Source organism: Bacillus sp. B19-2 (assembly GCF_022832475.1).
Taxonomy (GTDB): Bacteria; Bacillota; Bacilli; order Bacillales; family Bacillaceae; genus Bacillus; species Bacillus paralicheniformis.
The window spans coordinates 21,341-35,255 of the sequence record NZ_JALHKQ010000009.1; the positions used below are offsets into that span (position 1 = coordinate 21,341).

Annotated in this window: 14 protein-coding genes; all 14 read left to right on the top strand. The window is 45.9% G+C overall.

Annotated features, from left to right (window positions below; all coding sequences use genetic code 11):
* Positions 1-6 precede the first annotated feature (6 nt).
* The 14 genes from spoVG to MST20_RS20550 all read left to right on the top strand — a co-directional run bounded on the left by spoVG (position 7) and on the right by MST20_RS20550 (position 13,839).
* Positions 7-300, top strand: a complete 294-nt coding sequence (gene spoVG / locus MST20_RS20485) for a septation regulator SpoVG (protein WP_003178198.1) — start codon at positions 7-9, stop codon at positions 298-300.
* 300 nt (positions 301-600) lie between these two features.
* The gene (gene glmU, locus MST20_RS20490) at positions 601-1,971 is read left to right on the top strand and encodes a bifunctional UDP-N-acetylglucosamine diphosphorylase/glucosamine-1-phosphate N-acetyltransferase GlmU (protein ID WP_243944468.1); all 1,371 of its coding nucleotides are present in this window, start codon (positions 601-603) and stop codon (positions 1,969-1,971) included.
* Between the two features lie 20 nt (positions 1,972-1,991).
* Positions 1,992-2,942 carry a ribose-phosphate diphosphokinase gene (locus MST20_RS20495; protein ID WP_043926224.1) on the top strand — a complete coding sequence of 317 codons (951 nt, stop codon included), beginning with the start codon at positions 1,992-1,994 and terminating at the stop codon, positions 2,940-2,942.
* 80 nt (positions 2,943-3,022) lie between these two features.
* On the top strand, positions 3,023-3,649 hold the full coding sequence (locus MST20_RS20500; RefSeq protein WP_243944470.1) for a 50S ribosomal protein L25/general stress protein Ctc: 627 nt from the start codon (positions 3,023-3,025) through the stop codon (positions 3,647-3,649).
* Between the two features lie 116 nt (positions 3,650-3,765).
* Positions 3,766-4,332 carry an aminoacyl-tRNA hydrolase gene (gene pth, locus MST20_RS20505; RefSeq protein WP_025809572.1) on the top strand — a complete coding sequence of 189 codons (567 nt, stop codon included), beginning with the start codon at positions 3,766-3,768 and terminating at the stop codon, positions 4,330-4,332.
* Positions 4,333-4,388: 56 nt separating this feature from the next.
* Positions 4,389-4,619, top strand: a complete 231-nt coding sequence (fin, locus tag MST20_RS20510) for an anti-sigma-F factor Fin (protein WP_003178210.1) — start codon at positions 4,389-4,391, stop codon at positions 4,617-4,619.
* Between the two features lie 64 nt (positions 4,620-4,683).
* Entirely contained in the window at positions 4,684-8,217 is a 3,534-nt protein-coding gene (mfd, locus tag MST20_RS20515; RefSeq protein ID WP_243944472.1) for a transcription-repair coupling factor, read from the top strand.
* Between the two features lie 137 nt (positions 8,218-8,354).
* Entirely contained in the window at positions 8,355-8,891 is a 537-nt protein-coding gene (gene spoVT, locus MST20_RS20520; protein WP_065643997.1) for a stage V sporulation protein T, read from the top strand.
* Between the two features lie 224 nt (positions 8,892-9,115).
* Positions 9,116-10,708, top strand: a complete 1,593-nt coding sequence (locus MST20_RS20525; protein WP_243944474.1) for a putative polysaccharide biosynthesis protein — start codon at positions 9,116-9,118, stop codon at positions 10,706-10,708.
* Entirely contained in the window at positions 10,698-12,167 is a 1,470-nt protein-coding gene (gene yabN, locus MST20_RS20530; protein ID WP_243944476.1) for a bifunctional methyltransferase/pyrophosphohydrolase YabN, read from the top strand. Before MST20_RS20525 ends, yabN begins: the two co-directional genes overlap by 11 nt.
* Positions 12,168-12,173: 6 nt before the next feature.
* Entirely contained in the window at positions 12,174-12,437 is a 264-nt protein-coding gene (locus tag MST20_RS20535) for an RNA-binding S4 domain-containing protein (RefSeq protein ID WP_003178218.1), read from the top strand.
* 76 nt (positions 12,438-12,513) lie between these two features.
* Complete coding sequence (gene yabP, locus MST20_RS20540; RefSeq protein WP_011197470.1) at positions 12,514-12,822, top strand: sporulation protein YabP; 309 nt, start codon at positions 12,514-12,516, stop codon at positions 12,820-12,822.
* Complete coding sequence (gene yabQ, locus MST20_RS20545; protein WP_243944478.1) at positions 12,819-13,445, top strand: spore cortex biosynthesis protein YabQ; 627 nt, start codon at positions 12,819-12,821, stop codon at positions 13,443-13,445. The genes yabP and yabQ overlap by 4 nt, the downstream gene beginning before the upstream one ends.
* Positions 13,446-13,461: 16 nt before the next feature.
* Entirely contained in the window at positions 13,462-13,839 is a 378-nt protein-coding gene (locus MST20_RS20550) for an FtsB family cell division protein (RefSeq protein ID WP_243944480.1), read from the top strand.
* Positions 13,840-13,915 lie beyond the last annotated feature (76 nt).

A 13,915-nucleotide genomic window follows, 5' to 3' on the forward strand; every position in this document is an offset into this window, starting at 1 on the left:
ACTACTGTGGAAGTTACCGACGTAAGATTACGCCGCGTGAATACCGATGGTCGCATGAGAGCGATTGCATCCATCACGCTGGATCACGAATTTGTAGTGCATGATATTCGTGTAATTGATGGAAACAATGGTCTTTTCGTTGCGATGCCAAGTAAGCGTACACCTGATGGAGAATTTCGTGATATCGCTCATCCAATCAACTCAAGCACCCGCGGAAAAATTCAGGACGCGGTGTTAAATGAATATCATCGTTTGGGTGACGTTGAGGAAATAGAATATGAAGAAGCTGGAGCTTCTTAAAAAAAGAAGGGCTTATGGATAAGCCCTTTTTGTTTTGAAAAAAATAATCTTATCATAATAAAATGACAATATATGGTTGGTGATTGCGTATAACAGTAACAGAAGGTAAAACATATGACGTTTTGAGAATCCCATCCCGAAGGAATCAATTTGTCTCCCTGATCAGTGAATCCTAAATATACTCTGAATATCCAGAATATGCTGTCTTGATTTCCCGATTTCTCATTTTGGCTTGCTTGAAATCAACTCATATTTAGGATATATTTTTCTATGGATAATAGGGATAATGGAGGCCAATACATGGATAAGCGGTTTGCAGTTGTGTTAGCAGCTGGTCAAGGAACAAGAATGAAATCAAAGCTTTATAAAGTTCTTCATCCGGTTTGCGGAAAACCTATGGTCGAGCATGTTGTCGATGAAGCTTGCAAGCTATCATTAGAAAAACTTGTCACAATAGTTGGACATGGTGCGGAAGATGTCAAAAAACAGCTCGGGGAAAAAAGCGAATATGCCCTGCAGGCTGAACAGCTCGGAACAGCCCATGCCGTTAAGCAGGCCAAGTCGATTCTTGGAAGCGAAAAAGGAACGACAATCGTCATTTGCGGAGATACCCCGCTTTTAACTGCCGAAACGATGGAAGCCATGCTCACGGAGCATCAGAAAAAAGCAGCAAAGGTGACGATTTTAACCGCTGTAGCGGAGGATCCGACAGGCTACGGACGGATTATTCGCAATGAAAACGGCGATGTTGCAAAAATTGTCGAACATAAAGATGCAACAGACGAGGAAAGACTTGTCAAAGAAATTAACACAGGAACTTATTGTTTTGACAACGAAGCTCTTTTTCAAACGATCGAGCAGGTTTCCAATGACAACGTACAAGGGGAATATTATCTTCCGGATGTCATTGAGATCTTGAAAAATCAAGGTGAAACTGTAGCCGCTTATCAGACTGGCAACTTCCAGGAAACGCTCGGAGTCAATGACAGAGTCGCCCTTTCACAAGCCGAAATCTATATGAAGCAGCGGATCAATAAACGCCACATGCGAAACGGCGTCAGCTTAATCGACCCCGACAACACATATATTTCACCGGAAGCCGTCATCGGCAGGGATACCGTGATTTATCCCGGCACCGTTATTAAAGGGCGGGTTGTCATCGGTGAGGATACGGTCATCGGACAGAACAGCGAACTGGAAAACAGTACGATCGGCAGCAGAACGGTTATTAAGCAGTCCGTTGTCGTGAACAGTGAAGTCGGTGACGATGTTACGATTGGACCGTTTGCTCATATCAGACCCGATTCAAAGATCGGCAATGAGGTAAGGATCGGGAATTTCGTCGAAGTGAAAAAATCGGAATTTGGTGATCGCAGCAAAGCATCTCATTTAAGCTACATAGGGGACGCGGAAATCGGAACGGATGTCAATCTTGGCTGCGGGTCGATTACCGTAAATTATGATGGGAAACATAAGTTCAAAACGAAGATTGAAAATGGGGCATTTATCGGCTGCAACTCCAATTTGGTCGCTCCGGTGACAATCGGCGAAGGCGCATACGTAGCTGCGGGTTCAACGATTACCGACGATGTACCAGGCAGGGCTTTGTCTATTGCCAGAGCAAGACAAGTCAACAAAGAAGACTACGCTGAGAACATACACAAAAAATAATCCTAAATCGGAGGTTTACCATGTCTAAATATGAAGACGACAATTTGAAGATTTTTTCTTTAAACTCAAATCCGGGTCTTGCGAAGGAAATCGCAGATGCCGTCGGAGTTGAGCTGGGAAAGAGTTCTGTTAAACGCTTTAGCGACGGTGAGGTCCAAATTAATATTGAAGAAAGCATCCGCGGCTGCGACTGCTATGTCATCCAATCGACAAGCGCACCGGTGAACGAGCATATTATGGAGCTTTTGATTATGGTGGATGCGCTGAAACGCGCGTCTGCGAAAACGATTAATATCGTGATGCCTTACTACGGCTATGCCCGTCAGGACCGTAAAGCCCGTTCCCGTGAGCCGATCACAGCAAAACTGGTGGCAAACCTGCTGGAAACCGCCGGAGCTACCCGTGTGATTGCACTTGATCTTCACGCGCCGCAAATCCAAGGTTTCTTTGATATACCGATCGATCATTTAATGGGTGTTCCGATTTTAGGTAATTATTTTGAAGAGAAAAATTTCAAGGATGTCGTGATCGTGTCCCCTGACCACGGCGGTGTGACGCGTGCCCGGAAATTGGCAGACCGCTTGAAAGCGCCGATTGCGATTATCGATAAACGCCGACCTAAGCCGAATGTAGCCGAGGTTATGAATATCATCGGACATATTGAAGGGAAAACTGCCATTTTAATTGATGATATTATTGATACGGCAGGAACGATTACGCTAGCGGCCAATGCGCTCGTCGAAAGCGGCGCAGAGGAAGTGTATGCATGCTGTACACACCCGGTTCTTTCCGGTCCGGCAATCGAAAGAATCGACAATTCGAAAATTAAAGAGCTCGTTGTGACCAACAGCATTGAGCTTCCTGAAGAAAAGAAAATCGCGAAGTTCAAGCAGCTTTCTGTTGCACCGCTTCTGGCAGAAGCGATTATTCGTGTGCATGAAAAACAATCTGTCAGCTTCCTGTTCGATTAATTTGCTGATTCTGGTTTAAAGTTTTGTCGTTATGGGTATGGTTTTAGAAAGACCAATCTAACGATAGGATGGTGCTGAACATGGCAATTTTAAAAGCGGAAGAAAGAACGGATTCCAGACGGTCTTCTTTAAGGAAGATCCGGCAATCCGGGTATGTGCCGGGTGTCATTTACGGAAGAAACCTGGAAAACAAATCCGTTGCGTTAGACAGTATCGAGCTTTTAAAAATCTTGCGCGCTGAGGGCAAAAATACGATTATCAACTTGGATGTAAACGGAGACCAGCACTCTGTTATGGTGACTGAGCTGCAGACGGATCCATTAAAAGATTCAATCGTACATGCTGATTTTAAAGTGGTTGATATGGAAGCGGAAATGGAGGCGACGGTTCCTGTAAACCTTACGGGTGAAGCAGAGGGCATTAAACAGGGCGGTGTTCTTCAGCAGCCGCTTTACGAGCTGTCTGTCACAGCGAAGCCGAAGAACATTCCGCAAACGATCGAGGTCGATATTTCCAGTCTCGAAGTCAACGATGTTCTAACCGTCGGCGATATTCCGTCTAAAGGCGATTATTCATACAACCATGAGCCTGATGAAGTTGTTGCATCCATTCTTCCTCCTCAAAAGCAGGAAGAAACGGAAGCCGAATCAGCCGCTCAAGACGTTGAGGAACCAGAAAAAGGAACTGAAGAGGAAAAAGAAGAATAAATACGCAAGACGTAATCCTCCCGCGGTTACGTCTTTTGTGCTAGAATGAGGGGAAATTAGGATGCTCCCCCTCAGTATGCTGAGGCAGGGTTTTGCTTAAGGGAGGATATAGAATAATGCTTGTGTTTGCAGGATTGGGCAATCCGGGTAAAACATATGAAAATACGAGACATAATGTAGGATTTATGACAATCGACGAGCTCTCAAAAGAGTGGAACATTCCGCTTGATAAAACAAAGTTCAACGGTCAATACGGAATCGGATTTGTTTCCGGCAAAAAGGTTCTACTTGTTAAGCCGCTTACATATATGAATTTATCGGGAGAATGTTTGAGGCCGCTTTTGGACTATTATGAGATCCCTGTTGACAATTTGAAAGTGATTTACGATGACTTGGATCTTCCAACCGGAAGAATCCGTTTGAGGACGAAAGGAAGCGCAGGAGGCCATAACGGCATCAAATCGATGATTCAGCATCTGGGAACAACGGAGTTTAACCGGATCAGAATCGGAATCGGACGTCCGGTCAACGGCATGAAAATCGTCGACTATGTGCTTGGCGCTTTTACAGATGAAGAAGAGCCGGCGATACAAGAGGCCGTCAGACAATCGGCCAAGGCCTGTGAAGCTTCTTTGGAAAAACCTTTTTTAGAAGTTATGAATGAATTTAATGCAAAGGTATAAGGCAAACGGGAACGGAACATACTAGTTTTAAAAAGACTCGGTATGGAGGTTCCTTTATGGCTTTACATTATTATTGCCGGCATTGCGGCGTTAAAGTCGGAAGTCTTGACCATTCTTATGTAAACAGTGAACAGTTAGGCTTTAACCACTTAACAAACGATGAAAGAAACGATATGATTTCTTATATGGATAATGGGGATTTACACGTAAAGACGATATGTGAAGATTGTCAAGAAGCGCTTGAGCGAAACCCGGATTATCACCAATATCATTCGTTTATTCAATAAATAGCTTTGGTGTAGAGACTAGACCAAAGCATTTTTCTATTTGAGGAAGAGAGGAGGGGCTCATTTGAACAATATTCAATCCTATATTACACAAAGCGATGATTTTAAATCCATCGTCAACGGCTTAAACGAAGGGCTGAAGGAACAGCTGCTTGCGGGGCTCTCCGGATCTGCCCGGTCGTTATTTACAGCCGCTCTTACAAAAGAAACGAGACGGCCGGTATTTTTAATTACGCATAACCTTTATCAGGCTCAAAAAATTACAGATGACTTGACAGGGCTGATAAAAGATCAGCCTGTCCTTTTATATCCTGTCAACGAATTGATTTCTTCTGAAATTGCGGTGGCAAGCCCTGAGCTGCGCTCGCAAAGGCTTGATGTCTTAAATCGGCTTGCAAGCGGTGAAACGCCAATTGTTATTGCTCCGGCAGCAGCCGTCAGAAGAATGCTGCCCCCTGTCGAAGTATGGCAAAACAGTCAGATTCGCATTGAGACGGGGCGCGACATCGACCCGGAACAGCTGCTTCAGAAGCTTGTTCAAATGGGGTATGAGCGTACGGATATGGTGGCGGCTCCAGGCGAATTCAGCATTCGCGGAGGGATTATCGATGTCTATTCATTGACCGAAGAAAACCCTGTCCGGATTGAATTGTTTGATACAGAAGTTGACTCGATTCGTATATTCAATACGGATGATCAGCGCTCATTGGAAACGCGCGATGAAGTAACGATCGGCCCTGCGAAGGAACTGATCGTGCGGGATGAAGATCGGCAAAGAGCGCTTGAACAAATCGATAAAGGCCTTGCCAACAGTCTTAAAAAGCTGAAGCTTGATAAACAAAAGGAAATTCTTGACCAAAATATCGCGGAAGATAAAGAGCGGCTCAAGGAAGGGCATATCGGCCAGGAAATGGTTAAATACCTTTCTTATTTCTATGAGAAGCCTGCTAGTTTACTAGATTATTTCCCGAAAAATACTTTGCTGATACTAGATGAGATCAGCCGTATTCATGAAATGGAAGACCAGCTGCAAAAGGAAGAGGCAGAATGGGTGACGAGCCTGCTGGAAGAAGGGAAAATCCTTCATGATACGGCAATGTCATTTCCTTTTCACAGCCTCATTTCAAAACAGTCCCGCCCAATTTTGTATTACTCGCTGTTTTTAAGGCATGTGCAGCACACCAGTCCGCAAAACATCGTCAATGTTTCAAGCAAGCAAATGCAGAGCTTTCACGGACAAATGAATGTGCTCAAAAATGAGATTGAACGGTTTAAGAAATCGAAATATACAACGGTTTTTCTAGGGGACAGCAAAGAGCGCGTCGAAAAACTTGCGTCAGTATTGTCCGATTATGACATCGAAGCCGCCCAGGCCGACCAGGATGCAGCGCTTGCCCAAGGCCAGATTTACATTATGGAAGGCGGTCTTCAATCCGGCTTTGAACTTCCGATGATCAAGCTGGCCGTCATTACCGAGGAAGAGCTGTTTAAAAAGCGTGTCAAAAAGCAGGCGCGCAAACAAAAACTGACCAATGCCGAACGGATCAAAAGCTACTCGGAGCTTCAGATCGGCGATTATGTCGTCCATGTGAACCACGGTATCGGAAAGTATTTAGGGATCGAAACGCTGGAGATCAACGGCATTCATAAGGATTACCTGAATATTCACTACCAGGGAAGCGACAAGCTTTACGTACCGGTTGACCAAATTGATCAGGTGCAAAAATACGTCGGTTCCGAAGGCAAAGAGCCGAAGCTTTATAAACTCGGGGGAAGCGAATGGAAACGGGTTAAGAAAAAGGTTGAAAGCTCTGTCCAGGATATCGCCGATGACTTGATCAAGCTTTATGCCGAAAGGGAAGCAAGCAAAGGTTACGCGTTTTCTCCCGACCATGAAATGCAGCGTGAGTTTGAAGCCGCATTTCCTTATCAGGAGACAGAGGATCAGCTGAGATCGATCCATGAGATTAAAAGAGACATGGAAAAAGAAAGACCGATGGACCGGCTCCTTTGCGGCGATGTGGGCTACGGCAAAACCGAAGTGGCGATCCGCGCCGCCTTTAAAGCGATTGCAGACGGAAAACAGGTCGCGCTCCTTGTGCCGACTACGATCCTCGCACAGCAGCACTATGAAACGATAATGGAACGCTTCCAGGACTACCCGATTAATATCGGTTTGCTCAGCCGGTTCCGGACGAGAAAAGAAGCAAATGAAACGATCAAGGGCTTAAAAAACGGAACGATTGACATCGTAATCGGCACTCACAGGCTGTTGTCCAAGGATGTCGTGTACAAAGATCTTGGACTGCTTATCATCGATGAAGAACAAAGGTTTGGTGTCACGCACAAGGAAAAGATTAAACGCATTAAAGCGAATGTCGACGTTTTGACATTAACGGCAACTCCGATACCTCGAACCCTTCATATGTCCATGCTCGGTGTCAGAGATTTGTCAGTCATTGAAACGCCTCCGGAAAACCGCTTCCCGGTACAGACGTACGTTGTCGAATACAACGGAGCCCTGGTCAGAGAAGCGATAGAACGCGAGCTGGCCAGAGGCGGTCAGGTTTACTTTTTGTACAATCGGGTGGAGGATATTGAAAGAAAAGCGGAAGAAATCTCGATGCTTGTGCCTGACGCCAAGGTGGCCTATGCCCATGGGAAGATGACAGAAAACGAACTCGAATCGGTCATGCTGAATTTCTTAGAGGGAGAATCGGATGTGCTCGTCAGCACAACGATTATTGAAACGGGCGTTGATATTCCAAACGTCAATACCCTGATCGTATTTGACGCAGATAAGATGGGGCTTTCCCAGCTGTACCAGCTGAGGGGCCGCGTCGGCCGCTCAAACCGTGTAGCTTACGCTTACTTTACGTACCGGAAGGACAAAGTCCTTACGGAAGTGGCCGAAAAAAGGCTTCAGGCGATTAAAGAATTTACAGAACTCGGATCAGGATTTAAAATCGCGATGCGCGATTTGACGATCCGCGGCGCCGGAAATCTTTTAGGTGCGCAGCAGCACGGGTTCATCGATTCTGTCGGTTTCGATTTATATTCGCAAATGCTTAAGGAAGCGATAGAAGCTCGTAAGGGAGATGTACCGCAAGCTGAAAAATTTGAGCCGGAAATCGATTTGGAACTTGACGCATATATTCCGCAGACTTATGTGACAGACGGCAAGCAAAAAATAGATATGTATAAACGGTTCAGAGCGATTTCAACCATTGAAGAAAAGAGCGAGCTTCAAGATGAGATGATCGACCGCTTCGCCGAATACCCGAAAGAAGTCGAATATTTATTCGCCATCGCAGAGGCGAAGGTATATGCCATCACAGAACGCGTCGAGCTGATCAAACAGGATAAAGACGCCGTCAGACTGACGATTGACGAAAAAGCGAGTGCCGAAATTGACGGCCAAAAACTGTTTGAACTCGGCAGCAAGTACGGCAGACAAATCGGCCTCGGGATGGAAGGAAAGAAATTGAAAATTTCGATTCAAGTGAAAAACCGACAACCGGAAGAGTGGCTTGAAACGCTTCTCGACATATTGAAAGGCCTTCAAAACGTTAAAAAGCAAACGATCGCTTCATCATAAAAATTTGTTGTTTCTCGCGTATATTACATTTGATGTGAAGGATACTAAAACCAATCAAGAGTGGAGAGTGTTACATAAGTACACAGCTCTATTTATATCCACCAGATATATCATCAAATGAAAGAGAGGCAGCAGAGATGAAAGCAACTGGTATCGTACGTCGAATTGATGATTTAGGCCGGGTCGTGATCCCGAAGGAAATCCGCAGAACTTTGCGCATTCGTGAAGGAGACCCTTTGGAAATATTTGTGGACCGGGATGGGGAGGTTATTTTAAAAAAATATTCTCCGATCAGCGAGCTCGGCGACTTTGCAAAGGAGTATGCTGATGCGCTTTATGACAGCATGGGCCATTCCGTGCTGATTTGCGACCGGGATGTGTATATCGCAGTATCCGGGGGGTCTAAAAAAGACTATTTAAACAAATCAATCAGCGACATGGTCGAAAAGGCGATGGATCAGCGCAGTTCTGTTTTGGAAGGAGACGCGAAGACAATTCAGCTTATTGATGGTATTGACGAAGAGGTTGCTTCTTATACCGTCGGTCCGATTGTTGCAAACGGTGATCCGATCGGAGCGGTTGTCATTTTTTCGAAAGACCAGTCAATCGGCGAAGTGGAACATAAAGCGGTTGAAACCGCCGCCGGTTTTTTGGCCCGTCAAATGGAACAATAGGTCTCATTCCTTTTATTTTGACATTCCTGCTCGAACGAGCTGGAATGCCGAAAGCGTTTTTCTCAGCTTGAATCAGCATCAGCAGTTGGAACAGCACCTTTTGGGCTGTTCTTTTTTAGTTCACAGTTGCAGGCGGGGTACGAGCCCTGAATATGGTATAATAAGCACGTTTCGTGCGCTTTTTAGAAAGCGGAGAGAAAGCGCATTGGAAGGAGCTTAAAGGAATGGGGTTTTTAAGAGGCCAAAGACAATGGATTTGGCAAGGTGCCTTTGTATTATCATTGGCGGGGATATTATCAAAGATATTAAGCGCTGTATATAGAGTGCCTTTTCAAAATATAGTTGGAGATGTCGGTTTTTATATTTTTCAGCAGGTGTATCCGATGATCGGAATATCTGTGATGCTTGCCACCTCCGGGTTCCCGGTCATCATTTCAAAGTTGTTGAATGATTACGGGGCGGCAAACCGGGCAAAAATTCTCCGGGTGTCTATGATTTTTTTATCGGCTGTGGGCCTTGGCTTTTTTCTTCTCTTGTTTGCCGGAGCCGGAGCCATCGCAGGATTTATGGGTGATCCCGACCTTGCCGGGGTGATCCGCGCCGTGTCGTTTTCTTATTTGCTGCTGCCGTTCGTGTCTTCGCTGAGAGGCTATTTTCAAGGAGGCGAACAGATGCTTCCGACGGCACTTTCTCAAATTGGAGAACAGACACTCCGGGTTGGGGCGATCCTCATTTTGACGTGGTGGCTCGTCAAAAACGGCTTTTCCTTATATGACGCCGGGGCAGGGGCTGCTTTTGGCTCCCTTGTCGGCGGCCTTGCGGCGTTTTCCATTCTCGCCGTGTTTTGGGCCAAGCGTGAAAAGCATCCCGCGGCCGCCGGGATAGAGGCCGGTACAGGCGATATTTTGAAACAGCTGTGTCTGTACTCGGTTACGATTTGCACCGCCGGCCTCATGCTGATTCTCATCCAGCTCGTCGACGCATTGAACTTGTATTCATTGCTGGCCGGACAAGGAATGGACGAACTTCAGGCGAAACATACAAAAGGGGTGTATGACAGGGGACAGCCGCTTTTGCAGCTGGGAACCGTTTTTGCTGCGAGCATTGCGACAGCTCTTGTCCCGTCCCTTACAAAAGCGAAGAAAAAGGGAGAAACGGCGGTTCTGGAGGAAAAGATCCGGTATTCACTAAAAATGAGCTTCGTCATAGGGACTGGAGCAGCCGCCGGTCTGATATGCATTTTGGAGCCGGTGAATGTCATGCTGTTTAAGAACAGCGATGGAACGGCTGCTCTTCAAATTTTCAGCGTGTCGATTCTGTTTGCATCGTTGGCGATCACGATGACTGCTGTTTTGCAAGGACTCGGCCATACATGTCTTCCAGCTGTTTCCGTCTGCTGCGGCTTTTTTGTGAAAGTCGTATTGAACGAGCTCCTGATCCCCGGTTTCGGCATTTCCGGCGCCGCTTTTGCGACTATGATGTCATTCGCCACTGTCGCAGGGCTCAATTTTTTTCAGCTGAAAAGGAAAGGCTGGATCAAGCTGCCTGAATACAGGATTGCCGGTGTTTTGCTGTCGGCTGTGATCATGTCGGCTGCTCTGGCTATGTGGCTTTTTGCTTTTGAAGCGGCCATACCTCATAAAAGCAGATGGATCGCGGCGGCGGAAAGTCTTAGCGCCGTTTTCGTCGGCGGCGTTGTCTTTTTGTCCGGTATCTTCACATTACGCGTGTTTTCAGAAAAAGAACTTGAGCTTGTACCTTTTGGCAGCAAGCTCCTGACATTAAAACGAGAAAGGGGCGGCAGGCATGGCCGGTAAAATCACGGTAGTCGGCCTGGGGGCAGGCGATATGAATCAATTAACCCTCGGTGTTTATCAACGGCTTACACAAGCGGAGGTTCTTTTTGTCAGGACGAAAGACCATCCATTAATAGAAGACCTGAAAAAAGAAATAGCGGAAATTCATTTTTTTGATGAGATCTATGAAAAGCATGATCAATTCGAAGATGTTTACGAGGAGATCGTAGATAGGCTGTTTGAGGAGGCGAAGCAGCGGGATGTGCTCTATGCCGTTCCGGGCCATCCGTTCGTCGCTGAAAAAACGGTCCAGCTTTTGCTTGAGAGGCGGGGCGCTCATCAGGCCGACGTCGTTGTCGAGGGAGGCCACAGCTTTATTGATGCGACGTTAAATGCTTTGCAGATCGATCCGATTGACGGGTTTCAGTTTGTCGACGCCGTCCGGTTTTCCGCTGACGAAGTCGAGCTCCGTCATCATTTGATTATTTGCCAGGTGTATGATCAAATGACGGCATCAGAGGTCAAACTGACGTTGATGGAAAAGCTTCCTGATGACTATGAAGTCGTCATTGTCACAGCGGCAGGAAGCAGCATGCAAGACATTCGGACGGTGCCTCTTTACGAATTAGACAGGAGTGTCGGCATCAACAACTTAACGAGTGTCTACGTTCCGCCTGTCAAAGACGAAGAGATTCTGTACCAGGAATTTTCGATGTTCCGCAGCATCATCAGGAGGCTGCGCGGACCGGACGGCTGCCCGTGGGATCAAAAACAAACCCATGAATCGCTCAAAAAATACTTAATTGAGGAATGCTATGAGGTGCTCGAGGCGATTGATGAAGAAGATCCGGACCACCTTGTGGAAGAGCTCGGCGATGTGATGCTCCAGGTTCTGCTGCATGCGCAGATCGGCGAGGATGACGGCCTTTTTGCAATTGACGATGTGATTCGCGGGATCACCGCAAAAATGATCAGAAGACATCCGCATGTCTTCGGAGAAGTATCTGTTCGTGATGAGGCCGACGTCATGGTAAACTGGGAAGAGATCAAGAAGCAGGAGAAACAAGCGGACGATCCATCCCTCCTCGACGACATTCCAAAGCCGCTTCCCGCTTTGTCAAAAGCGAACAAGCTTCAGAAAAAGGCGGCAAAGACCGGATTCGACTGGTCGAATGTCCAGGATATTTGGGATAAAGTCCACGAGGAAATGAAAGAGTTTTCTTCAGAAATTTCCGAAGCCGAACAGACCAGCAAAAAAATGAAAGAAGAGTTCGGCGACCTTTTATTCGCGCTCGTCAACATCGGCCGGTTTTATAAAATTGAACCGGAAGAGGCCCTTGCGATGACAAATGCCAAGTTTTACAGAAGGTTCAGGCATATTGAACAATCTGCAAAGCGCATGGGCAAGGATCTGGAAAGTATGACGCTTGAAGAGATGGACGAATTGTGGAATGAAGCGAAAGACATTGAAAGGAGCTGACAAGTGATGAGACTCGACAAATTTCTCAAAGTATCAAGGCTGATTAAAAGACGGACGCTTGCAAAAGAAGTGGCTGACCAGGGAAGAATTTCGATCAATGGCCAGCAGGCGAAAGCAAGCTCTGTTGTCAAAGCGGGAGACGAGCTTGCGGTGCGTTTCGGCCAAAAGCTTGTAACCGTCAAAGTCAATGAATTGAAGGATACGACAAAAAAAGAAGAAGCCGCTGATATGTATACCGTTCTCAAAGAAGAGAAGCTGGGAGGAGAATAGGCTTGTTCTAAAAAAATCCCCCGTCTCATACAATGCAGTATCGAATCTTTAGTATGAGGATATGGGGGATGAATCGATGAATGTATATTATGATCAGCACAACCCTTCCGGCGGGGCATCTGGTCCTGAACATAATGTGACGATGAAGGGCCGCAAGCTGCTGGATATATCCGGTGTCAAACAGGTCGAGAGCTTTGACAATGAGGAATTCTTACTTGAGACGGTCATGGGCATGCTGGCGGTCAGAGGCGAAAACCTGCAAATGAAGAATCTCGATGTGGAAAAAGGCGTTGTCTCCATCAAGGGAAGAGTGCTTGATCTCGTCTATTTGGATGAGCAGCAGGGGGAGAAAGCTAAAGGATTTTTTAGCAAGTTGTTTAAATGACGCTGACCACGCAGTTCTATACGATGCTGGCCATGGCCGGAATGGGGGCATGGCTTGGCGCTTCCCTTGACACCTACACCCGTTTTGTCGTTCGCTCGAAAACAGCAAGGTGGCTGTTGTTTCTCCATGACTTTTTGTTTTGGGTGGTACAAGGTCTCCTTTTTTTCTATGTTTTGCTGAGCGTGAATGAAGGGGAATTCCGAATTTATATCTTTCTGGCGGTCATGCTTGGATTTGCCGCTTATCAAAGCCTTTTTAAGCAGATCTATATCAAGCTTTTGGAATGGATGATTTCCTTTTTTATATTCATCTCCAGGCTGGTCTCAAAGATGATGCGGATGATGGTGTTTCGGCCTGTTGTATGGACGTTTCAAGCTATTTTAGCCATCATTCTCTTTACAATGAGAAATATCTATGTTCTTTTTCGTTTTTTTGCGGTATGTTTATATAAGATATTAAAATTTGCAGGATATCCGATTTATTTTATACTATATCAATGCTGCAGGCTTCTTCCCGCCCCGGTTCGGGGATTGTTGAGACGCTTTTTGCAAAAAGGAGCAGGATTTTTCGAAAAGGGGAAGAAACTATTCATAACCATTAAGGCAAAACTTTTAAAAAAATGAAGGGAGGCCGTCTGGAATGAATGATCCCACGAGACGCAACATATCGCAAATACAGAACGAATACAAAGAGCAGATGGAGCGAAAACAGCAGCAGCTGATAAGAAAAAGACGCGGTCTATACAGACGGTTGATTGTTTTCGGCGCCGTTGTGCTGCTGTCGGCGATTGTGATTGTCAGTTCGCTTTGGTCGCAGACTTCGGATATCAGCGCGAAGCAAGAGAAGAAAGCAGAGCTTTTGAAACAATTGGAACAACTGGAAGCAAAAAAATCGGATTTGAAAGATGAGATCGTGAAATTAAAGGATGAGGACTACGTTGCAGAGCTTGCCAGAAAGGATTATTACCTCTCAAAAGATGGCGAAATCATCTTCAAGTTTGAAGATAAGAGCAAGTAGCCTTGTTGACACTTAATTTTTTCTTTATGTATAATTAAACAAATGATCTTTTTTAAGTCTAAGGAGGAGCACTTTT

Coding starts and splice junctions, on each gene's coding strand:
- glmU (WP_243944468.1), top strand. CDS start 601: ATGGATAAGCGGTTTGCAGTTGTGTTAGCAGCTGGTCAAGGAACAAGA.
- MST20_RS20495 (WP_043926224.1), top strand. CDS start 1,992: ATGTCTAAATATGAAGACGACAATTTGAAGATTTTTTCTTTAAACTCA.
- MST20_RS20500 (WP_243944470.1), top strand. CDS start 3,023: ATGGCAATTTTAAAAGCGGAAGAAAGAACGGATTCCAGACGGTCTTCT.
- pth (WP_025809572.1), top strand. CDS start 3,766: ATGCTTGTGTTTGCAGGATTGGGCAATCCGGGTAAAACATATGAAAAT.
- fin (WP_003178210.1), top strand. CDS start 4,389: ATGGCTTTACATTATTATTGCCGGCATTGCGGCGTTAAAGTCGGAAGT.
- spoVT (WP_065643997.1), top strand. CDS start 8,355: ATGAAAGCAACTGGTATCGTACGTCGAATTGATGATTTAGGCCGGGTC.
- MST20_RS20525 (WP_243944474.1), top strand. CDS start 9,116: ATGGGGTTTTTAAGAGGCCAAAGACAATGGATTTGGCAAGGTGCCTTT.
- yabN (WP_243944476.1), top strand. CDS start 10,698: ATGGCCGGTAAAATCACGGTAGTCGGCCTGGGGGCAGGCGATATGAAT.
- MST20_RS20535 (WP_003178218.1), top strand. CDS start 12,174: ATGAGACTCGACAAATTTCTCAAAGTATCAAGGCTGATTAAAAGACGG.
- yabP (WP_011197470.1), top strand. CDS start 12,514: ATGAATGTATATTATGATCAGCACAACCCTTCCGGCGGGGCATCTGGT.
- yabQ (WP_243944478.1), top strand. CDS start 12,819: ATGACGCTGACCACGCAGTTCTATACGATGCTGGCCATGGCCGGAATG.
- MST20_RS20550 (WP_243944480.1), top strand. CDS start 13,462: ATGAATGATCCCACGAGACGCAACATATCGCAAATACAGAACGAATAC.